The 25,095-nt window shown below is 63.3% G+C and carries 21 protein-coding genes and 2 tRNA genes; 12 read left to right on the top strand and 11 right to left on the bottom strand.

Going from position 1 to position 25,095, the window contains the following annotated elements; genetic code table 11:
• The first annotated feature begins 28 nt into the window (after positions 1–28).
• Both P4U43_RS09235 and P4U43_RS09230 read left to right on the top strand, forming a co-directional pair.
• Complete coding sequence (locus tag P4U43_RS09235; protein WP_056548220.1) at positions 29–748, top strand: IclR family transcriptional regulator; 720 nt, start codon at positions 29–31, stop codon at positions 746–748.
• A 96-nt stretch (positions 749–844) separates the two neighbouring features.
• Positions 845–1,375 carry a DUF1697 domain-containing protein gene (locus P4U43_RS09230; protein ID WP_277358477.1) on the top strand — a complete coding sequence of 177 codons (531 nt, stop codon included), beginning with the start codon at positions 845–847 and terminating at the stop codon, positions 1,373–1,375.
• A gap of 1 nt (position 1,376) precedes the next feature.
• On the opposite strand, the gene P4U43_RS09225 is transcribed toward P4U43_RS09230, so the two are convergent.
• The 7 genes from P4U43_RS09225 to P4U43_RS09195 all read right to left on the bottom strand — a co-directional run bounded on the left by P4U43_RS09225 (position 1,377) and on the right by P4U43_RS09195 (position 8,321).
• Positions 1,377–3,035: a GTPase family protein gene (locus P4U43_RS09225; RefSeq protein WP_277358476.1), complete on the bottom strand. Its 1,659-nt coding sequence runs from the start codon at positions 3,033–3,035 to the stop codon at positions 1,377–1,379.
• A complete protein-coding gene (locus P4U43_RS09220) occupies positions 3,032–4,837 on the bottom strand; it encodes a dynamin family protein (RefSeq protein WP_277358475.1) in 1,806 nt (601 codons plus the stop codon). Before P4U43_RS09220 ends, P4U43_RS09225 begins: the two co-directional genes overlap by 4 nt.
• 102 nt (positions 4,838–4,939) lie before the next feature.
• Positions 4,940–5,012, bottom strand: a tRNA-Glu gene (locus P4U43_RS09215).
• A 130-nt stretch (positions 5,013–5,142) separates the two neighbouring features.
• Positions 5,143–5,214 (bottom strand) — tRNA-Gln (locus tag P4U43_RS09210).
• A gap of 68 nt (positions 5,215–5,282) precedes the next feature.
• Positions 5,283–6,011: an HAD family hydrolase gene (locus tag P4U43_RS09205; RefSeq protein ID WP_277358474.1), complete on the bottom strand. Its 729-nt coding sequence runs from the start codon at positions 6,009–6,011 to the stop codon at positions 5,283–5,285.
• Entirely contained in the window at positions 6,001–7,500 is a 1,500-nt protein-coding gene (gene gltX / locus P4U43_RS09200) for a glutamate--tRNA ligase (RefSeq protein WP_277358473.1), read from the bottom strand. The genes P4U43_RS09205 and gltX overlap by 11 nt, the downstream gene beginning before the upstream one ends.
• A gap of 47 nt (positions 7,501–7,547) precedes the next feature.
• Complete coding sequence (locus P4U43_RS09195) at positions 7,548–8,321, bottom strand: fumarylacetoacetate hydrolase family protein (protein ID WP_277358472.1); 774 nt, start codon at positions 8,319–8,321, stop codon at positions 7,548–7,550.
• 457 nt (positions 8,322–8,778) lie between these two features.
• Here P4U43_RS09195 and P4U43_RS09190 point away from each other — a divergent pair, with 457 nt between their 5' ends.
• Entirely contained in the window at positions 8,779–9,807 is a 1,029-nt protein-coding gene (locus P4U43_RS09190; protein ID WP_277358471.1) for a hypothetical protein, read from the top strand.
• 79 nt (positions 9,808–9,886) lie between these two features.
• Here P4U43_RS09190 and P4U43_RS09185 read toward each other — a convergent pair whose 3' ends face one another.
• Positions 9,887–10,039: a hypothetical protein gene (locus P4U43_RS09185; protein ID WP_277358470.1), complete on the bottom strand. Its 153-nt coding sequence runs from the start codon at positions 10,037–10,039 to the stop codon at positions 9,887–9,889.
• 238 nt (positions 10,040–10,277) lie between these two features.
• Between P4U43_RS09185 and P4U43_RS09180 the strand changes: the two genes are divergently transcribed.
• Positions 10,278–11,321, top strand: a complete 1,044-nt coding sequence (locus P4U43_RS09180; protein ID WP_277358469.1) for a hypothetical protein — start codon at positions 10,278–10,280, stop codon at positions 11,319–11,321.
• 64 nt (positions 11,322–11,385) lie between these two features.
• Here P4U43_RS09180 and P4U43_RS09175 read toward each other — a convergent pair whose 3' ends face one another.
• Positions 11,386–12,945: a chitinase gene (locus P4U43_RS09175; RefSeq protein ID WP_277358468.1), complete on the bottom strand. Its 1,560-nt coding sequence runs from the start codon at positions 12,943–12,945 to the stop codon at positions 11,386–11,388.
• Between the two features lie 237 nt (positions 12,946–13,182).
• Here P4U43_RS09175 and P4U43_RS09170 point away from each other — a divergent pair, with 237 nt between their 5' ends.
• From P4U43_RS09170 to P4U43_RS09160, 3 genes are read left to right on the top strand one after another with little or no spacing between them, the layout of a single operon-like run.
• Entirely contained in the window at positions 13,183–15,507 is a 2,325-nt protein-coding gene (locus P4U43_RS09170) for a glycosyltransferase family 2 protein (protein ID WP_277358467.1), read from the top strand.
• A gap of 60 nt (positions 15,508–15,567) precedes the next feature.
• Positions 15,568–15,951 carry a DUF7793 family protein gene (locus P4U43_RS09165; protein ID WP_277358466.1) on the top strand — a complete coding sequence of 128 codons (384 nt, stop codon included), beginning with the start codon at positions 15,568–15,570 and terminating at the stop codon, positions 15,949–15,951.
• A complete protein-coding gene (locus P4U43_RS09160; protein WP_277358465.1) occupies positions 15,941–17,494 on the top strand; it encodes a putative bifunctional diguanylate cyclase/phosphodiesterase in 1,554 nt (517 codons plus the stop codon). The genes P4U43_RS09165 and P4U43_RS09160 overlap by 11 nt, the downstream gene beginning before the upstream one ends.
• Positions 17,495–17,554: 60 nt before the next feature.
• Here the strand turns inward: P4U43_RS09160 and P4U43_RS09155 are convergent, their stop codons facing one another.
• Both P4U43_RS09155 and P4U43_RS09150 read right to left on the bottom strand, forming a co-directional pair.
• Positions 17,555–18,661, bottom strand: a complete 1,107-nt coding sequence (locus P4U43_RS09155) for a branched-chain amino acid aminotransferase (RefSeq protein ID WP_277358464.1) — start codon at positions 18,659–18,661, stop codon at positions 17,555–17,557.
• 117 nt (positions 18,662–18,778) lie between these two features.
• Positions 18,779–19,834 carry a 3-isopropylmalate dehydrogenase gene (locus tag P4U43_RS09150; protein WP_056548199.1) on the bottom strand — a complete coding sequence of 352 codons (1,056 nt, stop codon included), beginning with the start codon at positions 19,832–19,834 and terminating at the stop codon, positions 18,779–18,781.
• Between the two features lie 195 nt (positions 19,835–20,029).
• Between P4U43_RS09150 and P4U43_RS09145 the strand changes: the two genes are divergently transcribed.
• The 5 genes from P4U43_RS09145 to P4U43_RS09125 form a co-directional block, all read left to right on the top strand.
• Complete coding sequence (locus P4U43_RS09145; RefSeq protein ID WP_277358463.1) at positions 20,030–21,133, top strand: hypothetical protein; 1,104 nt, start codon at positions 20,030–20,032, stop codon at positions 21,131–21,133.
• Positions 21,134–21,186: 53 nt separating this feature from the next.
• Entirely contained in the window at positions 21,187–22,386 is a 1,200-nt protein-coding gene (locus P4U43_RS09140) for a sensor histidine kinase (protein ID WP_277358462.1), read from the top strand.
• Positions 22,387–23,079 carry a response regulator gene (locus P4U43_RS09135; RefSeq protein ID WP_277358461.1) on the top strand — a complete coding sequence of 231 codons (693 nt, stop codon included), beginning with the start codon at positions 22,387–22,389 and terminating at the stop codon, positions 23,077–23,079. It abuts the gene before it with no gap.
• A 111-nt stretch (positions 23,080–23,190) separates the two neighbouring features.
• Entirely contained in the window at positions 23,191–23,958 is a 768-nt protein-coding gene (locus P4U43_RS09130; RefSeq protein WP_277358460.1) for an ABC transporter ATP-binding protein, read from the top strand.
• Positions 23,959–23,960: 2 nt separating this feature from the next.
• Positions 23,961–25,095: ABC transporter permease (locus P4U43_RS09125; protein WP_277358459.1), on the top strand; the 1,135-nt coding region annotated here is incomplete at its 3' end.

Genomic DNA, 25,095 nt, shown 5'->3' with positions numbered 1-25,095 from the left:
TCAGATAATGAGACGGCAATATCAGTCTATGGACAATTCTAGTGGTGTCGGCGTCATTGATAAAGCGGCTCTTGTTCTGGACGCGTTGGAAGCCGGCCCAACTACGCTCGCCCAACTGGTTACGTCCACCGGCCTGGCACGTCCGACAGTTCACCGGCTCGCCCTCGCGCTGGTTCACCACCGACTGGTCAGCAGGGATATCCAGGGCAGGTTTGTGCTGGGTAGCCGCCTTGTGGAGCTAGCCTCCGCCGCAGGAGAGGATCGGCTGATTGCCTCCGCCGGTCCCGTCCTCCTCCAGTTGCGCGATGCAACCGGCGAGAGCGCCCAGCTCTTCCGGCGCCAGGGAGACGCACGGGTCTGCGTCGCCTCTGCCGAACGCCCGATCGGCCTGCGCGACACCATTCCGGTAGGTACCCAATTATCGATGAGAGCCGGATCAGCCGCCCAGTGCCTCCTCGCCTGGGAAGATCACGACCGCCTTCTCCAGGGCCTCCAGAACGCACGGTTCACGCCCACCGTGCTGGCAGGAGTACGACGGCGGGGGTGGGCTCAGAGCCTCGGTGAACGTGAGGCCGGGGTCGCCTCGGTTTCGGCCCCGGTGCGCGGCCCTTCCGGGCGCGTCATCGCCGCCGTGTCGATCTCCGGACCCATTGAACGCCTCACTCGCCAGCCCGGCAGGATCCATGCCGAGGTTGTTGTGACCGCCGCACTCCAGCTGACCAACGCAATCGGCAAGTCCGCGGAATAACGGAACTTTTGCGCATCTATGGCGGCTTCGGATGCTGACCACGTCGCCGCAGCTGCCCGAAATTTCCTGGAACCTGGAGCGCGCTAGGCTGACCTCATGACCAGATATGCGGTCTTTCTGCGCGGCGTCAACGTAGGCGGCGTCACCATCAAGTCAGCAGACCTCCGGGCAACCTTTGAGGGGCTCCCTGTCTCCGGTGTGAGAACCTTGCTGGCGTCCGGCAACGTCGTCTGCAGCAGCGACCTCACAGCGGATGAGCTGAAATTCCAAAGCGAACAATCGCTGCGGCAGCGCTTCGGGTATGAAGCCTGGGTGGTTGTGCTGGACGCCGCCACCGTGGGAAGCATTGTTGAGGACTGTCCCTTTCCAGCGGACGATCCAGACACGCACACCTACCTCACGCTCTTCTCCGACCCCGCCGTGCTGACCGGGATGGTCGAGTTCGCTTTCTCGATCAATGAACCGGTCCAGCCCCTCGGGACCATCGCCGCTGCCTGGCAGACGCCGAAGGGCGGAACCCTGGACAGTCCGCTCAACGCCTTCACCAACCGGGCTGCCTTCAAAAGGGCAACGACCACGCGAAACCTGCGCACGCTGCAGAAGGTGCTCGCCGCCCTGCAGGGCTGACTTACCGGCGTGAACCCGCTGCAGCCACAGCGCGGACGAAGCCGTTGTAGCGTTCGATCTCCGCCGCCGCCGGCCCAACCGCCACCGTCTCTGTGGTCTCGCTGATCGAGGCGACCAGCCGCCGTCGTACGCGCTTTCCCCGCCTCCGGGCTCCGAGGCGAGCCAGCCCGGCACACAGAATGCCGATCGCTATGCCTGCTGCCACTCCCCCTACGGCCAGCAGCGTCGGAACGGGAATCCCCTCTACGGTCGGTGATTCCGGAACAGGAAACTGCAGGAACGCCAGCGCTGCCAGCAGCGCCAGCCAACCGATTCCCACCACCATCGCGGCCAGGAAGAACCATTGCAGCACCCCGGCCACCGGCCACCACCAGGCGCGTGAACCGGAGGCGAAATCAGTGCGGGCAACAGCCTCATCCAGATGCTCCAGAAGCTCCGGTTCAGGGCTCTTCGCTGCGTCGCGAATGGCTGTCCGCCACGGTTCCACCGCACCGGCTGAGAGCTCGTCGCCGAACGTTCTCAACGCCCGGTCAACGGACGCCCGCTGCGCCGGGCCGGGTTCCGGGAGGGACGTCCGGCCGACGAAGTCCTGCACGTCCCCACGCCGGAGGTTGAGGCGCCGCAGCGGATCCGAGCGGAGTCTGCCGAGCCAGCGCGTTACCGGCCACCCCGTGACAGCGTGGGCGTCCCGGCGGTAGGAACGGACGACGGCGTCGATCACCGCATCAGCACCTGTGGCCCCCGCGAGGCGGTCCGAGAGCGCAGCACGCGCCGCTTTCGACGGAGGCGGAAGTTCTGGGCCGCTGAACTTCTGCAGCGATTCAACGGCGACGTCGACGTCCGCTGACAACCGACCGGTCGCGGCCTCCTTCCGGCGCACGATGGTTCTGATCTCTTCGGCGAGGCCACCCAAGCCTGTTCCGGTGAGTGCGGAGACCGTGTGGACTACGGCGGAGCCATGGCCTTCAGCGGCCAGAATCTGTTTCAGCGATCCGGTTACCTGCGTGAGGTCGGATTCCGAGAGCCTGTCGGACTGATTCAACGCAACCAGTATGACGGACTCGTGGGTTGCCAGCGGTTCCAGAAACTCCCGGTGCAGGGCGGCGTCCGCGTATTTCTGCGGATCGGTGATCCACAGCAGGACATCCACCTGCCCTGCAAGACGCTCCACAATCACGCGGTGCCCTAGCTCCGTCGAATCGAAGTCCGGCAGGTCGAGCAGGATCAACCCGCCGTCAACGCCGCCGTCACTGCTGCCACGTCTGCGGTCGCCGGAAACGGCGAGCAGTTGCGCGCCGTCCGGCATGACGTGGCGGTTGGGCACCTGCAGCCAGTCGAGCAGATCCTCGGTTCCATCCTCGTTCCAGATCACTGCGAGAGGTTCGGCGGTCGTTGGGCGGCGTGCGGCAACCCGCGCCAGATCGGTTCCGGTGAGCGCGTTCAGCAGCGAAGACTTGCCGCTGCCTGTCGGTCCGAAAATACCCACCACAGTGTGTGCTGAGGACAGAGACCTGCGCGAGCTCGCCCGGTCCAACACCTCGTAGACGGCGCCGAGCTGATCCTCATCGACCCGCCCCTCAGCCAGCTCCCGGGCTGCGTTGAGCGACTCGAGGCGAACCTGCAGTCGCGAGGATGATCCCTCTCCGCGGTGCCGGCTCACTGCCCACCCTCCGGCAGGGCGCCGTCGTTCCGCAGATCCTCAGCCACTGAGCGCCGCTGCGTCAGATTCACAGCCAGTGCGCGGAGGTCCTGCGAAGTTGGTTCCCCAGCCAGTACGTGCAGCGTGTCGGTGAAGCGCTTCCGCTCTTCTGCGAGCAGCTTCTCGCATCGTTGCTGCAGCTGCATGCGCGCCGTCCGTGTAAGCCGCCGTACCGCTTCTTCGCCGAAGATGGCCTCCAGCAGCTTCTGCCCGACGACGGCGGAGCCGCCTGCAATGAGGACCTCACCTCCCGTGAGGCCGGCAGTGGATGCGAATACAACGATCATGAGCGCCACTGCAACACCGTTGACCCCGAAGGAGAGCATCCTGGCGGCGAAACGCTTGTCTGCACCCTCGGAACGCACCAGGTCCAACAGATCTTTCTGCCACGCACGGATTTCGCGGGCGACGGTGCCGGTGAAATCAGGTGACATGACGGGGGTTCCAGGATCCAGCAGCCCGCGCCCTGCAGGTTCGGCTCGCCATTGCCGCTGGGTGCGGTCGGCAGCCTTCGCCGCTTCCTCGACGATCACGGTCTGCAGTCCGCTTTCAATTGCATCCTCGACGGTTACCGCACGCGGGGGTTTGCCGATAAGGAATCCGCCGATCCGGTCCCGGATGCGCCCAACCGTGGATTCCAGACCGCGCATGAACTCTCCGGTACCGACGAAGTCCTGCCACCGGGCAAGCACCTCACCGCGAAGCAGGGTGCCGTCCTTGGTCGACTCAAGGACGGCGTCGAGCGCTGCGGCGTATGACTCACGCGCCGCTTCCCCGAGCCGTGCGGCGGTTTCCGCCTGATCGTCGACGGCATCGGCAACGTTCTCCACGCGGTGCCCGAGTGCCCTCAGCGCACCCTCCAGAGTGCGCCGGGCAATTTCCCGCCGACCCTCCGCGTCAGCCGAAATAGTACGCAGCCAGCGCTGCAGCGGCTCCACGCTCTCCGGCGGGAGCATGCCGAGCGGGTCAAGCTGTTCTTCGGGAACCACGAAGATAGGAGCATGCCCCAGCTGCTCGGCGGCTAGCAGAGTGTGCAGATCAGCGCGCACCTCCTCCTCCACGCCGTGCGGAACCCGGTCAAGAACGATGGCGAGCAGAATGTCACGCTGCGCCGCTTCCCTCAGCAGCTTCCAGGGGACGGCGTCGGCATAGCGGTTCGCTGTAGTGACGAACAGCCACAGATCAGCTGCCGCCAACAGCTGTGAGGCGAGGCGGCGGTTTTCGTCTGCGATGGAATCGATATCCGGTGCATCGAGCAGGGCAAGCCCGAGGGGGATCATCGTGTCCGGTTGCAGCAGCAGTTGGGCCGCGCTGCCGGCGTCGTGCGTTGAAGGGATGTGGGACGCCGGCACGGTTTCCGCTTCCTCAGTGACGACGACGGCGCGCTGTCTGGTGAGCGAGGGCAGCACGCGGTCATCGGCGAACCAGTGCCCTTCCGCCGGGTGGTGCAGCAGGATCGGTTGGCGGGTAGTGGGCCTGATCGGTCCGGAGCGGGTCACCGGATGTCCCACCAGAGCGTTCACCAGTGTTGATTTGCCCGCTCCGGTGGAGCCGCCTACGACCGCCAGGAGCGGTGCGTCCAGGCTCTTGATGCGGGGCAGGATGTAGTCGTCGAGCTGCTCGGCCGCGGTGCGCGTTTGAAGTTTGGCGGCAGTAGCCCCGGGAGTGTCCAGGGGGAAGGTGAGACGGCTGAGCGTTTCGCGGACACTGCCCAGCAGATCGGCAAGCCCCGCAACATCAGCGTCCGGCAGCGAGGCATTCATGGTCCCATCATGCCAGTTCTGCACGTGTTGTCCGGGATTTGAGGAGTCGGCCGCTTAAATGGGAATCCGCCTCAACCGGAATGGTTGAGGCGGACCCTTGTGTGACCCCAGCGGGATTCGAACCCGCGTTACCGCCGTGAGAGGGCAGCGTACTAGGCCGCTATACGATGGGGCCAGTACTGAGTTGTTTGCCGGTCTCCCGGCAAACGAGCTAGACGATTCTTTCACATCCGATGCTGTGAAACCAAATTGAAGCAGACCGTTCTGCCGAGGCATCTGTTCGCTCAATTTGTGCTTTTACAGCGCTGGGGTACCAGGACTCGAACCTAGAATGTTGGTACCAGAAACCAGTGTGTTGCCAATTACACCATACCCCAATGGCACTTTCGGGTGATGTTTACCCTGCTTCGCAGCAGGCCAACCCCCTCCGCGCCGAGAAACAACTTTACCGGATCTCCTGCACGATGCGCAAAACGTCGGTCAGGCTGGTGATCCGGTGGCCGCTGAAGCCCTCGTCTTGCCGACCGCGACGGTCCAGCCAGATGCCGATGAGACCCGCCGCATCCGCTCCCTGTGCATCGACAACAGGGTTGTCCCCAACATAAAGGGTGTTTGCAGGATCGGTTCCGAGCAGCCGCGCACCCTCGAGATAGATCGCTGCATTGGGCTTTGCGACCCCGACGGCGTCGATTCCGACGAGCGCGGCGACCCGATGCAAGCCAGCTTTGTCCAGCTTTGCACGCTGGTAATCGTGCACGTTGTTACTGACCGCACCGTACGGGATTCCCAGCCGGTCCAGCTCATCGAGGACGGGAACGACGTCCTCATACGGTTCGAAGTGGAGCGGCAGTGTTGCCTCGTATGCTTTGTTCCACCGTGCCGCTGAAGCGCCTTCAAGCGGTTCACTGAGGAACTCGGCCTGGGCGTGCCGAGCGCGGTGGATCCGTTGCTCCGTGAAGCTCAGTTCTCCGGCCAGGAACTGGTCGTAGTAGCCGTGAGGATCCCGGGTGTACAACGACTTGTATTCCGCCCACTCGGCCTCGGTGAGATGCGCCAGGGTTTCAGCCCCGATGTGGTGCAGGGTGCGCCCCATCGCAGTCTCAAGGTCCACCAGGGTGTCATCGATATCGAAGAGGACCCCCTGAATGGAATGCGCGGTTAGCTCACTGACCACGCAGAGTCCTTATTCGGGCGAGCGACGACTCCTTGCCGAGAATCACCATGGATTCGAACAACGGCGGTGAGATTTTGCGTCCCGACACCGCAGTCCGCACCGGCCCGAAGGCGAGCCTGGGTTTGAGCCCAAGCTCGTCGACGAGGGCAGCGCGCAGAGCCGCCTGGATGGAGTCAGCGGTCCAGTCCCCGATGGGTTCGAGCGCTCCGAGCGCGGCATCGAGAACCTCTTCGTAGTTGGCGGGCAGGCCTTTGCTGGCATCGGCAGCGACCTCCACCTCGCCGTCCGGATGGAACAGGAAGCCGAGCATCTCAGGTGCCTCCCCCAAAAGGGTGATCCTTTCCTGGATGAGCGGCGCTGCCTCAGTGAGAATGGACAGCTCGCCGGGGCTGAGAGTCTGACCGACCAGACCTGCCGACTGCAGGTATGGAACCAGCCGCATCCGGAAGTCCTCAGGGTCCAGCAGACGCACGTGTGAACCGTTGATGGCTTCGGCCTTTTTGACATCAAAGCGTGCCGGGTTGGCGAGGACATCATGGATGTCGAACTTCTCAACGAGTTGGTCCACGGTGAAGATATCCTCGTCAGCGCTAAGGGACCAGCCGAGCAATGAGAGGTAGTTAAGGAGTCCTTCCCGGATGAACCCGCGCTCCCGGTGCAAGAAAAGGTTCGACTCGGGGTCACGCTTGGACAGCTTCTTGTTGCCCTGGCCCATGACATAGGGCAGGTGACCGAAGAGCGGCATATACCGGGCCACGCCGATATCGATGAGGGCCCGGTACAGCGCAACCTGGCGGGGCGTCGAGGAAAGGAGGTCCTCACCGCGCAGCACATGGGTAATGCCCATCAGCGCGTCATCGACCGGGTTTACCAGCGTATAGAGAGGTGCGCCGTTTGCCCGCACTACTGCAAAGTCCGGCACGCTCCCGGCTGCGAACGTGATGTCTCCGCGCACAAGGTCGGTGAAGGTGATGTCCTCGTCCGGCATGCGTAAACGCAGAACGGCAGGACGACCTTCCGCTTCGTAGGACGCCTGCTGATCCGCTGAAAGATTGCGGTCAAAATTGTCGTACCCGAGCTTCACATCCCGGCCGGCGGACCTGTGCCGCTGCTCGACCTCGTCCGGTGTGGAATAAGACTTGTACAGATGCCCGGCAGCGACGAGCCGCGAGATGACATCCTGGTAGATCCCGCTCCGCTGCGACTGACGGTAGGGAGCGTGCGGTCCTCCGACCTCCACGCCCTCATCCCAGTCGATCCCCAGCCACTTCAGCGCATCGAGGAGCTGCTCGTAGCTCTCTTCGCTGTCACGCGCGGCGTCCGTGTCCTCGATGCGGAAGATCATCTTTCCACCGGTATGTCTCGCATATGCCCAGTTGAACAGGGCGGTCCGGATCAAACCGACATGCGGGACTCCGGTAGGCGATGGGCAGAAGCGAACCCGTACGGGAGTTTCGGGCGTGACAGTGGGGAGATCAGCAGTAGTCATGATGGGCTCAGTCTACTGTCCTGGCTGTTGGCCACGGGGCATTCCTGTCAGCGGCGCACCGGGTTGGACAGCCTGCCGATCCCCTCGATCTCCACGTCATACCTCTGCCCCTCGTTGATCAGGCCCACACCGGCAGGGGTTCCGGTAAGAATGATGTCGCCGGGCAGGAGAGTGAAGGCCTGGGAGACGTAGGAAACCAGCTCTTTCACACCCCAGATCATCTGGCTGGTGGTGCCGTCCTGCATCAGTTCTCCGTCGAGCCATCCGCGGACGGCAAGGTTCTCGGTATCAAGCTCCGTTTCGATCCAGGGCCCGATCGGGCAGGATGTGTCAAACCCCTTCGCCCGGGCCCACTGGTTGTCAGTCTTCTGGATATCGCGGGCCGTGAGGTCATTGGCGCAGGTATACCCGAATACGACGTCATCCACCCGCTCTATGGGCACGTCCTTGCAGATCCGGCCGATGATGACGGCCAGTTCGGACTCGTAGGAAATCTCGTCAGAGAAAGACGGAAGCACGACAGGATCTCCGGGACCCACAACCGATGTATTGGGCTTGAGGAACATCAGCGGCGCCGGCGGCACCTCGTTCCCCAGCTCGGCGGCATGGTCAGCATAGTTGCGGCCGATACCGATGACCTTACTGCGCGGAATCACCGGCGCCAGCAGCCGGACATCCTCCAGTTTGTGGCGCACGCCCGTCGGCTGTACCCCTCCGTAGAATGGGTCGCCGCTGATGACGGCTACCTCTTCTTCGCCAACGAGGCCCTCAACAAGGCCGAACGCTGGATCATCATTGAGCACAAATCGGGCTATACGCATGAACACAGGCTAGTACAGACCTGGTCAGTAAACGTTAGAAACCGTTCAGGGAACATTGGTCCTCTGAACGGTCCCAGTGTCAAACTTCAGCGGTGATCAGTGAGGCCAATTGTCAATGAGCGTGCCATAGGTGACAACACCCGTCCTCTGTGCGGGCGCGCTGTCGTTGGCGACAGCTGCGGCCCCCCCTCCCACTGCCAGGGCTGCTGTAATCAGGAGAACTGCGGAAAGTCGTTTCATAACGGATTCCTTAACGGTAGGAGTACAGCGTCACTGACACCAGATAAGTTCAGTATACGAAGCATCTGTGATATGCAACACCCCTAACGAGCGGATCTCTTTAGCTTTGCCCGACTCTGTCTCAACCGGAACTTTGCGCATAAACTCAAGGACAGTCACGTCGAGTGCGCCGGGAGTCCCCTGCCTGTCCGACGCAGCCTTTGAATGAGGGGGAAGTGTGGCAGCACAGCAGTCAGGCGAACTCGTGATGTATGAGCTGCGTGCGAGGGAAGCTTGGAGCCAGCGGGATTACCGGACAGCACGGCTTCTCGCAGCTGCCGCGGTAGAACTTGGTGCACATACGGAAGACCACCATGCCTGGTGGAACATGACGTTCCTTCAGGCTGAATGTCTGCGGGAGGAAGGGTCGCTGGAGGAATCCCTCCGATGCGCTGAGGCCTTAGAGGAAAGCAGCCTCACCCTGGAATCGGAAGCTCTGAGCGCACGAGTCCATACCCTGGCTGCCGTCTGTCAGCAGGGTCTGGGACATCTTGAGCAGGCTGTGAACAACGCCAGTATGGCGGTGAAAAGCGCTTCAGTGGTAGCCGACTCCCCTGAGCTTCAGATTGAGGCCCATCACGCTCTGATCGCTGCGCTTGCCGAAAGCGACCGGTTGGATGAAGCCTGGAGCACGTGCCTGGACCTTTCAACCCACATTACGCCGGCCATCCACACGCAGACCGCGGGTAAGGCCCATTGGGTCATTGGAAATGTGGCGTTCATGCGCCACCAGGTGGGCGACGGCATCCGGTTCCACGGGCTCGCAGCCGAACAGCTCACTCCAAACAACGACCTGGAGTTGTGGGCTCATTTCAACCGTGCCTCGGCTGCGCTACGCCTCACCGCCGGAGTTGTCGATGCGGAGACGCTTGAGTGCATTGAGCGGGCGGAGATCGCCAGCTCAATTGTTGGCGGCACGGAGCGGGACCAACTCCAGCTTTCTCTCACCAGGGCTCACTGGCTCTTCCTCACAGGCCAACTCAACGCCGCAGTCGAACGCCTGCGGCCAATCTGCGCTGAGGGCTCGGCGCTCTCCCGGCAGACAGAGGGAGAGGCAAACCTGCTGCTAGCCCAGTCGCTGTCGGCCCGCGGGGAGGAGCTCGAGGCGTTCGCTCACTTCGAAACCAGTGAACAGTGCTTCGACGACGCCGGTGCACCGGACAGGGCCGCGCACGTCCGCGACATTGTGGCCGACATTCGAAGCTGAAGTTACTCCTGTAGGCATGCAAAAGGCCGTGAAGATCAGCTAATCAGCTTGCTCTCCACGGCCTTTGGAACAATGACGACTAAACAGCCTGGTATGTGCTGTCCGGCCAGTTGCCGCTCTTCGTCGTTGTGACCGTGTCCGGCCAGTTTCCACTCTTGGCAGCTTGAGCAGCCGTGCCGCCCCCAACCAGAAGCAACGCAGTCAGCAACAGAGTTGCGGAGACCTTCTTCATACTTGTTCCTTGTCACTTGATGGACGCAGAAGAACGATATGCCTTCTGCGTTGCACAGCATCCCCAGTATATGGATCGAGTCACGATAATTCAGAGACTTTTGTCTCATCTTTTCCGCAGTTTTTTCCTGCACTCTGAAGAAATGGCAAACTCGATACTTGCCCGAGGGAATATTGGCTAGTCATTCTGACAGAATGATCCGCGGGGACCCATCACAGCACACCGTTGGAGCGAGGCCATGGAGCATACACAGGAACCCGGACAGCACGTTTTCCTGGAACTGCGTGCCCGGGATGCGTGGACTCAGCGAGACTATGGGGCAGCGCGGGAAATTGCCGGAGAGGCTCAACGTGCTGCCGATGCCAACGGGGATGAAAACGCATCTTGGAATATGGCCTTTCTGCAGGTTGAATGCCTGAAGAAGGAAGGCTTTTTTGAGGACGCGGCTGCGACCGCGGAGACGGTTCGAATGCAACCCTTGACCCAGCACTATCCGGACCTGGCCGCCAGGGTCTCGACATTTCTCGCCGACACCCTCGTAGGCATGGGAAATCTGGAGTCGGCAGTAATCGAAGCACGCCACGCGGTTGCTGAATCTGAGCAGGCTTCCGGATCTCCTGATCTTCGGATACGAGCGCAGCACGCACTCATTGCAGCCCTCGCGGAGAGCGACCAGCTTGATGATGCATGGGAAGAGTGCCTCCGCCTGGCTGAACTCATCACACCTGACGTCAACTCACAAACTGCCGGCAAGGCCTACTGGGTCATCGGGAATGTGGCCTATCTTCGGCGGGATGCAGCTACAGGAACTGATTACCACCGGCGCGCGGCCAGTAATCTTTCACCCTCGAACGACCTTGACCTGTGGGCCCGGTTCAATCGCGCTTCCGCCGCGCTTCGCCTGGCCGGCGGCGTTGTGGAGCCTGAGACGCTTGAGTGTATCGAAAGGGCTGAGCTGGCTGCCTCCATTGTGGGCGGAAGCGAGCGGGACAAGCTTGAGCTGTCCCTCACCCGTGCACACTGGCTGTTCCTTACTGCACAGTACGATGCTGCCGTAGAACGATTGAGGCCTATCTGCGACGCGTCTTCCCTTATTGCCAGCCAGACGGCCGCGGAAGCGTACCTGCTGTTAGGGCAGGCGCTCGCGCGGTCCGGCGATGCGCTGGAAGGGCTGTTCCAGCTCGAAAAGAGCCAGGAACTGTTCAGGCAATCAGGTGCCCCCGACCGCGAGGCGCAGGTCGGGAAGCTGATCGACGAGGTCCACCGACGGGCCGAAGCCTAGGCCTGGGCCCCCGGACGTTCTCCCCGCCAACGGCCAGTCAAAGCTTCTCCCCGCCAACGTCCAATCAAGGCTCCAGTTCCTCGAGTACGTCCTGAACCTCATCATTGGAGAACTTACGCCACGGGGACGCATCGGAGGTCTGTAGTGCTGCCTCCGGGCTGTCGCTCCGATTCCACCACTTCGCTTCGAAGACATGGCCGTCGAACAGGATCCGATCGCCCTTCTCATACGTCTTCTCGGCATCCCAGCCGGGGTAAGTTCCTGCCGGAGCAGTCACAACAGGGACCGGCTTTTCTCCGGGCAGTACCGGACCGATCAGCGTCCACGGGGTCTCGGCAGCCTGCAGCACCGGGTTGTCCGGCAGGTCACCCGAGGTCCAGTACTTCGCTGAATACACTTTGCCGCGCCACACGACGCGGTCATCCAACACGTAGGTCGCTTCCTCTGACCAGATCGGGTACGGGCTGGTCTCCGGATCATCAACGACCAGCTCGGGTGTGGGTTCGTCTGTGGTGGGTGCCGAATTCAGGGTCGCCGCGCGCCCCTCGAATCCTGCGCCCAGAACGTCCGCGAACAGCGTGCCGTCCTGCTCAATGCCGCTGCAGCTGTCCGACACGATCTTCGCGTTGCCATAGTTGTCGCTGCAGGTGGCATCACGGTTGAGCGACCACATTGACATCCGCCCAACGCCTGTTTCCAGGGCGAAGGCGTTGAAAGCGGCAGCTGCTTCCAGGTCGAACACCTCCGCCGGGACATCATTTTGACCGATCATGGGCGTCAGCCCGATCTTCTTCCACAGCGTCTGCGGACCGAGGCTGGTGCCCGCCCTGTCATAAAGGATTCCGAGTTGGGCGTGAGTTGCCCGAGCAGCCGCGACTGAAGCGTCCAGCTGGGAAACCCCAGGTTCCCTGCTTCCGCCGTAATCCATGGTCATGATATTCACGCCCGCGAGATCCACGCCGCCCTCAAGCATGGTTGTCACCGCGTCGGTGCCCTGAAGGGTCAAACCCGACGGGGCCACAGGCAGCGTCAGCCAGACGTTGAGTGGCTTGCCATCCGCACGCCGTTCCTCCTGCAACGCGGCCACCGCTTCTGCCCTACGTGCCGCAGCTTCGGAATCGGCCAGGTCCTCACCCTCGATGTCGAGGTCGATTGTTGTCAGGTTGTACCGTTCAACGACGGCACGGTAAGCGCTTGTGAGTTGGCGGACGTCCGTACAGGTCCGGGCCAGCTCATTGTTGATCAGCCCGCCGAACGACACAGCAACCTCGCCGCCATCCTGGATCAGCCGCGCAATTCGGCGGTCGAGATCCAGCTCCGACTGCGCCTCGTCCAGCGAGTACGCAGCACCCCACGATGGGCGGCAGTCCTCGGCAGGATCAGCAACAATGAACGACAACACGACGCTCTTGCCCTGCTCCGAGGCGGGCTGCTCGAAAGGATAGAAAGGCGTTGCGGTGGCATCCACATACCCGGCGAACCACGACCCGCCGTTGGCGGCAGCGCGCACATCCTCGAGCCGGTTCCAACCCACAACAGTGGACGCTACCAGCGTGCCGACGATGGCAACCAGGACGGTGAGGCGCACAGGCGAAAGCCGGCGGCCGGGAAAACGTTTGGACATGGGTCCCCCAGATACAAGACCGTTCGGACGGGAACGGTGAGCGTATCGTAACGGTGGAAGAGCACTGAATCAAAATGGTGTACTGTTTCGTCCGTCACATCCCGCACACCGATGCCGCTGAGCCGTCACCTCAGCCGGACCGGGATGGACACTGCTGAACGTCGGGCCCGTCACCTGCCGCAGCGACACTCACAGGACTCTCCGTAAGGAATGTCCATCAGATTATTTGGGGGGCGGATGAACCAGCAAGTCTCTGTGCCGGAATCGGCTGTCGGTGCGTCTTCGACGTCCGGCACGGTATCGCGGCGGCGTCAGTGGGGATCGGAGAAGCGGTCCGAACCGCTTTCGATTGTCCATCCGGCACCCTCGCGCCGGAAGGTCGCGCTGGGCCGGTTGGCGATCGTGGTCACAATCCTCGGATGGGTTGCGTATGTCGTCTCGACGATCCTGAGGGAGCTCGCAGAGAACCCGTCGGCCAGCTTCCGATTCCAGCTCGAAGCGGTTTTCTACCTCGTGGTGGTCACCTTCCTGACATTCTCCGCACTGATGTACCTGCTGGCCCGGCAGGGAGCGCTGTACCGTTTCCGCGACCACCGCCGCGTCCCGCGCGGTGAACTCGATCGGCACTTCGCCCGCTACGACGAGAGCATCACTGTTCTGGTGCCGTCCTACGCTGAAGAGCCCGAGGTGGTCCGCGCAACGCTCTGGTCCGCGGCGCTTCAGGAGTTCCCCAACCTGCGGGTCACGCTGCTGCTCGATGACCCGCCGTTTCCAACAGACCCGGGCGTTCTGGCCCGGCTTGAGGCCACGCGTGCACTCGCTGCCGAGATCGAAGGCCGGCTCCTCGAGCCCTCCATGCGCTTCACCAGCGCACTGTCCGCATACCAGGAGCGCCTGGCGTCGGACACGCCGGCCAGCGATGAACTGCCGCGCCTGATCGCCGAATACGAGGCAGCCGCGGTGTGGCTGGAAACGATGGCTGAGAATGAGACCGTCGGGGATCACGTCGATGAATTCTTCGTTGACCTGGTGCTGATGGGCCTGGCGCGTGAATTGCGCCTGACCGTTCTCGCTCTGACCGCTGCCGACGCCCAGCACGCTGCGCCGGACCCGGACCGAATGGTGGAGCTCTACGTGCGCCTGGCACGCATCTTCACCGCTTCCATGAACACGTTCGAGCGCAAGCTCTACGCCTCCCTCTCACACGAGGCGAACAAGGCAATGAACCTCAACGCCTACATTTCCCTCATGGGCGGGCGTTGGCACAAAGAGAAGGCGGCCAACGGCGTTGTGCTTCGTCCTGCCACAGAACACCACGTCGATGACCTGGAGATCCCAGACTCGACTTACCTGCTCACGCTCGACGCCGATTCCCTCCTGCTGCGCGATTACTGTCTCCGCCTGGTTCACCTGCTGGAGTCACCCGGTAATGAACGGGTGGCTGTCACGCAGACTCCCTACTCCTCGTTCCGCGGTGCGCCTACTCGTATTGAGCGCGTTGCCGGCGCCACGACCGACATCCAGCACATCCTTCACCAGGGCATGACCTACTACGGCGCCACCTTCTGGGTCGGCGCCAACGCAGTCATCCGCAAGCGCGCGATCGAAGACATTGTCGAGGTGGAGAGCGTTGGCGGATTCGATATCAAAACCTACATCCAGGACCGCACAGTCATCGAAGACACGGAGTCGAGTGTTGACCTCGGAACTCACGGCTGGACCCTGGTGAATTACCCCGAGCGGCTCAGCTACAGCGCCACACCGCCGGACTTCGGTTCACTCGTGGTGCAGCGGCGCCGGTGGGCCAACGGCGGGCTGCTGATCCTTCCCAAGCTGTGGAATCAGATGCGGGAGCGCAAACACCGCCGGGAACGGATCCTCGCGCGGGAGATCCTGCTGCGGGTGAACTACATGGCCTCCATCGCCTGGGCCAGTTTCGGTCTGCTGTTCCTGCTCGGCTACCCCTACGACAGCCGCTTACTCAGTCCGCTGGTGTTTATCACTGCGCTTCCCTATTTCCTGGCAATGGGCAGTGACCTCCGGGACTGCGGGCACCGCTTCAGCGATATTTTCAGGATCTACGGATTCAATATCGTGCTCCTGCCCGTGAATCTGGCCGGCGTCCTGAAATCCGTTCAACAGGCGTTCACCGGCGAGAAGATCCCTTTCGTCCGCACACCCAAGGTCAAGGACAGGACAGCTGCGCCGGCGCTCTATGTCGTTGTGCCTTTCCTGATTGTCGCGTACTCCCTCTTCACAGTCTGGCGGGATGTCGTCAGTGAAAATTGGGGCAACGCGGCCTTTGCGCTGCTCAACGCGTTTCTGGCCTTCTACGCCATCCGTGCCTACATCGGCCTGAAAAACTCTGCCGTGGACATGGTGCTGGGCGTGCTGAACTGGCTCCATGTCGCGCCTCGGGAGCCACGGCAGCAGGTGTCACCCGTCATCGACAAGGCACCCGAAGAGGCCGATTGGGAAGCGATCCTCTACCACGGCGACCGACGGCTGAACCGCGACATGCGTCAGGGCAATGACCGCCGCCGTCGTATTTCTGTACGGTAGTTTCAAGAACCGGATGCAGCGCCGTACCCCGGCGCTCCAGCAAGGAAAGTGACGCTCGGCATGAATGCACTCTGGCTGATACCTACCGAGGTATCGGACACCACGGCTCCGGTATCCGTCATCCGCCTGGTTCTGCCGCAGGCCGAGCACATCTCCGAAGAGATAGCTGAGGCTTTTGCGCAGCGTGCCCGTGCAGAAGCCGGCGGCGGCCTGAAACCGATCCTTCTTGACATCACCGGTGTGGCGTCGATCAGCCGCGAGGCGCGCGCCGTTCTGAGCCGCTCCCGCTCAGCATCAGCTATTGCAGTGTTGGGAACCAGCGCGGTGGACCGGGTACTCGCGAATTTCCTCCTGGGAGGCGAGCCTCCCCCGTGCCCCACCCGCTACTTCGGGGACGAGGATACGGCCGTTGCCTGGCTGTTGGAGCGTGCGGATGACCGCTGACGGCGGGGACCCCCGCCTGGCGATGCTGGTCGACGGCATTGTGCGGCTCTCCCGGGGAGACCTCAGCAGCAGGATGACGCCCTCCCCCGTGCGTGATGATGTCGACGCCGTCATCACCGGCGTGAATCTTCTGGCTGAAGAACTCGAACTGGTCTACCGACAGTTCGAAATGCGCGTGGAAAACCGCACGGCAATGCTGCACCAGGCACATCTGGACATGAAGCGGATGGCAATGACAGACGCGCTGACCGGGTTGTCCAACCGAGTGGATCTCGTCGAGAAAATTGAGCAGTCCCTCTCAGGCCAAGCCGACGGCGATCCTCCTCCCGCGCTGCTGCTCCTGGACCTTGATTCGTTCAAGAATGTCAACGACCGCTTCGGGCACGACGCCGGCGACGACGTTCTGCGCGAAGTGGCGGAGCGCCTCCGTGGAGTTGTACGGGCAACTGACACTGTGGCCCGCCTGGGCGGGGACGAGTTCGCGATCCTCGTGACGCAATCAACCATGGAGATTGCGCTCGGAGTTGCCAACCGTACGCTGGAAGTCCTCGCGAAGAGCATCGACGTGGACGAGTTCAGTGTGCATCCACGCGCCAGCATAGGCCTGCGCCTCGCTACCCCGGAGCACACCGCCGAGTCCCTCCTGTATGAAGCCGATACAGCTATGTACGCGGCGAAAAACGAGGGGCGCAGCATCATCAAGACCTTCGAGCCGGTCATGCTTTACGACCGGCAGCTCCGGACGCTGATGGCATCCGAACTGCGCGATGCGATTGGGACGGACCAGCTGTGCGTGCACTACCAGCCGATCGTGAATCTGCGCGATGGTTCGGTCAATGGAGTGGAAGTCCTGGTGCGCTGGAACCACCCGACCCGCGGGATGATTCCTCCCGATTCGTTCATTCCCCTTGCCGAGGAGATCGGCGCCATTTCCGAAGTTGACCGATGGGTCATGGCGACAGCCCTTCAACAGTATGCAATCTGGCGCGCGGCGCTCCTGGTACCCGAGAATTTTCAGGTGCGCGTCAATATCTCGGCAATCGAACTGCGCCAGCTGGATATGGTCGACTTCGTCCGCGGACTTCTCAAACGGATGTCTGTGCCGCCGCCCTCGCTTGTCATTGAGATCACCGAGTCCGCGCTGGTGAGCGGCGGCGAGGTGGAAACCTATTCGCTGCTAAGCCTCAAACAGCTTGGCGTGTGCATTGAAATTGATGATTTCGGCACGGGCTACTCCTCGATCAGCTACCTGCGCAATCTGCCGGTCGACATGGTGAAGGTGGACCGATCCATCCTTCGGGAACCCGCGACAGGCTCCTGGCAGCCCGACTTCGTGGCAGCGGTCTTCCAGCTCATCCGGGCTGCCGGCCTCGGGGCAGTATTCGAGGGCATCGAAACCCAGGAACAGGCCGATTTCCTGAGATCCCTCGGAGAAATCAGCGGACAGGGCTTCTACTTCAGCAGGCCGCTTCCCGAGCCCGCGGTCACGGAGCTGCTGCACTCAGGAAACGCACTCCCGCTCGGCCCGGCCGTGCAGAGCTGAAGAAACACCGAAGCCCGGCCTTCCTCGGGGAAAGCCGGGCTTGATGCTGATGCGGAGCCGCTACACGAGGCGGGTCATCCAGCCGTGCGGGTCCTCAACCTTGCCTGTCTGGATGCCCAGAAGCTGTTCACGGATGCTCATGGTGACCTCACCTGCCGAAGGATTCGGCGCGCTGATGACCTCGTCGCCGTCCTTCAGCTCGCCGATCGGTGTGATGACTGCTGCGGTGCCGCACGCGAATACCTCCGCGATATCACCGTTGCCCACGCCGTCGCGCCACTCATCCAGCGTGATAGTGCGCTCCTGAACCTCCAGGCCGCGGTCCTTTGCCAGCTGGATGATCGAGGAACGGGTAATGCCTTCAAGGATGGTGCCGCTCAACGCGGGTGTGACCAGAGTGCCGTCCTTGAAGACGAAGAAGACGTTCATGCCACCGAGTTCCTCGACGGCATTGTTGTTGAACTGGTCGAGGAAGAGCACCTGCTTGCAGCCGTGCGCCTCCGCCTCCAGCTGTGCTGCGAGAGAGGCCGCGTAGTTGCCGCCGCACTTGGCCGCGCCCGTGCCGCCGCGTCCTGCCCGTGCGTATTCGCGAGAGACCCAGATTGACACTGGAGCCAGTTCCCCGCCGAAGTAGTTCGCCGCGGGCGAGGCGATCACCCGGTAGGAGACCTCACGGGCCGGACGAACACCCAGGAACGCTTCGGTGGCAATCATGAACGGACGCAGGTAGAGGCTCTCGCCCTCGCGGGTGGGCACCCATTCCTGATCAGCGGCAACCAACTGGCGGAGGGACTCCAGGAACACGTCTTCGGGCAACTGCGGGAGTGCAAGCCGGGCAGCGGAACGGTTGAGCCGCGCCGCGTTGGCCTCCGGCCGGAAGGTCCAAATGGAACCGTCAGCGTGACGGTACGCCTTCATGCCTTCGAAGATCTCCTGCCCGTAGTGCAGCACGGCCGCTGCCGGGTCCATGGCGATAGGGCCATACGCCTCCAGTCGCGCATTCCTCCACCCGCCGACGCCTGCCGTGTCGACAGCGAAATCCACCACCGCGGTGTGGTCGGTGAAATGGTTACCGAACCCGGGGTTTGCAAGTATCGCTTCCCGGTCCGCCTCCGACCTCGGGCTGGCCGACGGGTACTGGGCGAATTCCAGCTGCGTAGCTGTCATGGTTCCTCCACGGTTACCTGCCCTCCGCAAGCGCTACGAAAGACACGATCATGCCTGGCGGTGATCCCGAACGGGATACGCACAGACGATCACTTGAGTTAATGGTTCCTAACCAGCTTAGGACACTGCAGCCGCAATCGCATCGCCGATTTCAGCGGTAGTGCGCGGAGCGCCGGACCGGGTGGCGACGTCGTTCTCCACCGCCCCCTCGATCCGCTCTGCCTGCTCACTGAAACCGAGGTGGCGCAGCAGCAGCGCTGCCGAAAGGATCGCTGCAGTGGGGTCTGCTTTCTGCTGCCCCGCGATGTCCGGCGCCGAACCGTGCACCGGCTCGAACATCGAGGGCGCCGTGCGGTCCATATTGATGTTGCCGGACGCGGCCAGGCCGATACCGCCGGTGACGGCTGCCGCCAGGTCCGTGATGATGTCCCCGAAGAGGTTGTCGGTCACAATGACGTCAAAACGCGAGGGGTCCGTCACCAGGAAGATCATGGCTGCATCGACGTGCAGGTAATCGTGGGTAACCTGCGGAAATTCGCCTGCCACGGCCTCCACGGTGCGCTTCCACAGGTGGCCCGCGTGCACCAGCACATTGTGCTTGTGCACCAGGGTGAGGTGCTTGCGGGGCCTCTCGCTCGCCCTGCGGAAGGCGTCACGGACCACGCGTTCAACGCCGTGTGCGGTATTCACGGAGACCTCAGTGGCTATCTCATGGGGAGTGCCCGTGCGCAGGGCTCCGCCGTTGCCTACGTACGGTCCTTCGGTTCCCTCCCGCACAACCACGAAGTCGATCTCGCCGGGATCGGCAAGGGGGCTTGGCACCCCGGGGTAGAGGCGTGAGGGACGGAGGTTGACGTAGTGGTCGAGGCTGAAACGGAGCTTGAGCAGCATTTCGCGCTCGATGAGGCCCGAAGGGATGCGGGTATCTCCCGGGGCGGCACCGACGGCCCCGAAAAGGATGGCGTCGTGGGAGCGCAGGCGGTCCAGTACCTCCTCCGAGAGGGTCTCCCCCGTAGTCAGCCAGTGCTCGGCACCGAGCTTGTAATCCGTCAGGGTCAGTTCCGCATCCGCAGCAGCCGTTGCTGCGCGCAGCACTTTGACCGCTTCGGTAATGACCTCCGGTCCGATGCCGTCACCGGGAATTACTGCCACATTGATGCTGGATGAAGTCATGGGATCAGCCTAGGCAACCATCCCGCATCACGGACAATTCAGTTCCGGATAGTGAGACATACTGCATGGAAGGAAAACCTGAGCCAACGTTGCGCTTCGGCAGGCGCCATCTCTGCGGAAAACCGTCAGGTTCATCCGGATAATCGATCCTGGCGCTGTCACCGCGCAGCGAGTCTGCAGCCTTCCAGGAGTCTCATGAAAGTTCATTACCCCCGCATCCGCCCGCTCACAGCGGCCGCCGTCGTCGTCGTTCTGGCCGTGAGTGCTGTACCGGGCGCTTCCGCAGCCGACAATTCGACGATGACCACAGATCCCGGTCCAGCCGGCGATTTCACGTGGGAAGGCTATAACTGGCTCAAGCGTTCGTGGACCGGAGGTCCGCACTACAACGGCAGTTTCGATCCAGCCAATGCCAGTGGGCCGGACGCGAACGGGAAAGTCAGCCTTGCTCTCACCAATCCGTCGGGAAATGCACCCGTGGCGGCAGAGTTCCAGTCCACCCGCCGCGGCTTCGGCTACGGCACATACAGCGCAGTGGTCGAACGGAACCTGCAGACGCCACAGAAGGAAGTGGTGTGGGGATGCATGTTCACCTATGACCCCGATTCCGCACCGGGCCACAACGAAATCGACGTCTGCGAAGCGTCCGCGTGGGGCGGCGGCGCGGCCTGGGGCGAGTCGCGTCCGGTTCGGCAGGGCCATGGTTACTGGTTCGACGCCACCAAGCCGGCCGGAACCGGCAGCACCGTTGTGAATTTCGATGTCACGCCGGACCCCGTGCTCACTCACCGGCTGGTCTGGGAACCCGGCAGGCTGACTTATGAGACCTTCGCCGGCGAGGGCTACTCCGGCACCCTGCTCAAACGCACTGTCCTGGAGGGTGCCACCGTTCCCGTTCCCGCACGGGAGGCGGTCCACTTCAACCTGTGGGTCACCGGAGGCGGGGGCGGGTATCCGAACCAGGTCCGGCCCGAGCAGGTCACGGTCCGCGACTTCTCCTTCACACCCCGGGCTGCCGAACCGACGCTGCCGGCCATTCCCCTTGCGCCGGCGCCGACCATCACGGGCACCGCAAAAGTAGGCCAGAGGCTGACCGCGAACCCGGGCTCCTGGAGCACCGGCACCGCACTGACCTACCAGTGGTACCGCGCCGGCACCCCGATCCGGGGCGCAACCGCCAAGACCTACACGGTCCTCAAGGCGGACCGGCACAGCGCGCTCACGGTGGCGGTCACCGGCTCGAAAGCAGGCTACGCATCCGCTACCCGCGTCTCTGCTCCTACGGCGCGCGTACGGTAACTCCACCCCTGGGGCGATGTTCACTGCAGTAAGCCGCCCTAGAGTGGGACGTTATGGATGCGCACCACCGGTTAGCCCGCTGGCTACGGGAGAACCAGGAGAAAGTCGACCGCCTTGTGGCGGCAGCGGCCTTCGTCCTCCTGGCGCTGCCGTACGTGCTCCTGGGTTCACCCGTCGAGTTCATGGTATCGGCGGCGCTGGTCATCCCCCTGGCCTGGCGGCGCAGTAGGACCGTCGCGGCTGCTTCGACGGTCGCGGCAGTGTCCATCGGCCAACTCCTGATCAACCAGCCGCCTGTTGCGGCCCAGCTCAGCGTCCTCGTCATGGTGTACGCGCTCGCTGCCTATGCCCCACGATGGGCAAGCCTTGGCGGTGTGGGTGTTGCAGCCTTCGGGATGGTGGCCGGCGTTGCGCAGTTTGGACTGAACCAGTACCAGACCGGCATCGCTGCTCTTCCCCTGTACGCGCTGTACATCTTCTTCGCCGTGGCCGTGGTGCTGTTGTGCTGGGCCTTCGGTGACCTTGCCCGGAACCGCAGGCTCGCGCTGCAGGCGCTGCAGGACCGCGCCCGCCGGCTGGAAATTGAGCGCCAACAGGAACGCGACCTCGCGGCCGCAGATGAACGCAGTCACATCGCCCGTGAGATGCATGACATCGTTGCCCATTCGCTCTCGGTCATGATCGCCCAGGCCGACGGCGCGCGCTACGCCGGTGCCGCGGACCCCGCCGTCGCTACCTCTACTTTGGGCACCATTGCGGAGACCGGCAGGGCATCGCTGCGGGAGATGCGCAGGCTGCTCGGTGTCTTGAGAAACGACGACGACGCCCCCACCCGCCCCCTGCCGTCCCTTGCCGATGTTCCTGATCTGATCGGAACGGTGCGGCAGGCGGGCCTTGACGTCGCGCTGACCTGGCAGGGTACTCCTCGCCGGCAGTTGGCAACGGGCGCAGAACTCACTGTCTACCGGGTGATTCAGGAAGCACTGACAAACGTCCTCAAGCACGCCGGCCCGCGCGCATCAGCGTCCGTTTCGCTGTCCTGGACCGGAAGGGGCCTGGAAGTGGCAGTCGACGACGACGGGCGCGGCGCAGCATCCGACGGCGGGTTCCTTGACGGGAACAACGCTCACCCCGGCCAGGGCATCCGTGGCATGGCCGAGCGGCTGAAACTCTACGATGGGACTGTGGAAACCGGTCCGCGTGACGGCGGCGGTTTCGAAGTCCATGCACTGATTCCCTATACGGAGGCCTGAATGAGCACCCCGTCCTCCACCGCAACCATCCGCGTTGGGCTGGTCGATGACCAGCAACTGGTCCGCAGCGGTTTTTCGATGCTGATCAACTCACAACCGGATCTCGACGTCGTGTGCCAGGCAGGCACCGGCACCGAGGCGGTCTCCGTGCTCGCGTCCACGGCAGCCGACGTCGTGCTGATGGATGTCCGCATGCCCGGCATGGACGGAATTGAGGCAACCAGGCGCATTCTCGCGCAGGCACAGGGATCCGGGCCGCGCATCATCGTCCTGACCACGTTCGACCTGGACGAATACGCACTCGCAGCCATCCAGGCCGGGGCCAGCGGCTTCCTGCTGAAGGACGCGCCGCCCGAAGAGCTGCTCGAGGCGGTGCGGACGGTTCACCGGGGGGATGCCGTCATCGCTCCGTCAACCACGCGCAGGCTGCTGGAACACGTGGCACCGCTGCTGAGGGCGCCGTCCGGAGCCAACGAACGGGCGAAGTCCCTGGTGGGGAGCCTCACGGTCCGCGAGCGCGAAGTGTTCACGCTGATAGCGCAGGGCAGGTCGAACACCGAGATCGCCTCGGATCTGTTCCTTTCGGAGGCGACAGTGAAAACACACGTGGGACACATTCTCGCCAAGTTGGGCGCGAGGGACCGCGTGCAGGCAGTGGTGCTGGCCTATGAGGCCGGCGTCGTACAGCCCTGACCCACTCATCCCGAACCGTCGCCGGTCTCATCCTCCAGTAGGAGAACGGCGCGGCGAAGAACCTCCCGCCGTTCGATCCGCGGTAACCCACGCATTTCATAGCGTGGAGGCATGACACCGAATCTTTCGACGGCCGCCGCGCCGTCCTCCGTTTCCGCTGCAGCGGTTGCTGCCGAATCCATCAACAAGTCCTACGGCCGGGACAACACCACAGTGCACGCTCTGCGCGATGTCTCCGTCAGTTTTCCGAGCGGACGATTCACCGCCATCATGGGCCCCTCAGGCTCCGGGAAGTCCACGCTCATGCACTGCCTCGCCGGCCTCGACACTGCCGATTCCGGCCGGATCCTGCTGGGCGGCACGGACATCACCGGACTGAACGACGCCGAGCTGACGCGGCTGCGACGCGATCGCGTGGGATTCGTGTTCCAGTCCTTCAACCTGATCCCCACCCTTACTGCGGAACAGAACATCACTCTTCCCGTCGCGTTGGCCGGCGGGCAGGTGGAGCGCGAATGGCTGCAGCAGATCTGCACCATCCTCGGTCTGGCCGACCGGCTCAGCCACCGTCCACATGAACTGTCCGGTGGGCAGCAGCAGCGGGTGGCGGTGGCACGCGCGCTGCTCACCCGCCCGGATGTCATTTTCGGCGATGAGCCGACCGGCAACCTCGATTCCCGTTCGGGAGCGGAGGTGCTGGCCCTCCTGCGGCGCAGTAGCCAGGAGATGGGACAAACCATCATCATGGTGACCCACGACCCGGTTGCGGCTTCCTACGCCGACCGCGTCATCCTGATGCAGGACGGCGCCCTGGTGGGGGAACTGGAACGAAGCACCCCCGACACCATCCTCTCCGCCCTCTCACAGCTGGGAGCCTGACCGTGCTGACTGTTGCCCTGTCGCAGGTTTCGCGGCATGCCCGCCGCTACATCGCCGTCGGGCTTGCTGTCATGCTCGGCGTCGGCTTCCTTGCCGCCACCCTGATGGTCGGCGCCACCACTACTGCAACTCTTCAGAACAGCATCGGTGCGGAGTACTCCAAAGCCGACCTCGTAGTGACCTCGGCTGACGGCTCCTTGCCGCCGGCAACGGCCGACGCTGTTCGTTCAGTAGCCGGAGTCGATGTGGTGCATGCGGAACAGCAGGGGTATTTTGTGCTCCGGGCCGGCACCGCAACAAACATGGCGAATCTTTCCGCGCTGGCACCGCCCGTACTGGAAGGCCTCGTCCTGCAGGAAGGCAACCTGCCCGAATCCGACGGCCAGGTAGTGATTGACGCTGCGTCGGCTCAACAACTCGGTGTGGAAATCGGCGACACAGTGCAGGGCGCGGCTCTTCGCGAGGGCACCCTCGAGGAAAACCTCGCAGCATCGGGTACCGGGCTGACGGTAACCGGGTTCAGCGAACCGTCCGCCCACCCTTTCCTCTCCGGGGCCATCGCGCTCCATGCCGTCCCGTCCCAGGTCGATGAACTGGTTCCGGAGGGTGTAACGACACAATTGCAGCTCACTCTCACGGATTCAGCCGAGGCGGCACAGGTGGGAACCGCCGTCGGCCAGGTGTTGGCGGACGCCGGTGCTGACGCCAGCGTGCTCACCGCAGTCGAACAGACGACCGAGGACGTCGCTGCCCTGTCCGGCGGACAGGACCAACTGACCATCGTGCTGCTGGCGTTCGCCGTTGTCGCGGTGATCGTCACGGCTCTCGTGATCGCCAACACGTTCTCGGTGCTCGTCGCCCAGCGCACGCGGGAACTCGCGCTGCTGCGCTGTATCGGGGCGGGCCGCGGGCAGATCCGCCGCTCGGTCCTCCTGGAAGCCGCGGTGGTCGGCACGGTGTCCTCCGCGCTCGGGGTACTGCTCGCCGCAGGTGTGATGTGGGTGCTCGTGTCCCTTGCACGCACTGTTCCAGGCAGTGAATTCGCCACCCTCGCCGTGCCGGCATCGGCTGTCGTGGGCGGCATGGTGGTTGGAATCCTCATGACCATCGCAGCCGCCCTCGTGCCGGCACGGGCAG

The organism is Arthrobacter vasquezii (genome assembly GCF_029455255.1).
Lineage (GTDB): Bacteria > Actinomycetota > Actinomycetes > Actinomycetales > Micrococcaceae > Arthrobacter_D > Arthrobacter_D parietis.
Note: the sequence above shows the minus strand (reverse complement) of the source record. Positions and strands in the feature narration are given on the sequence as shown.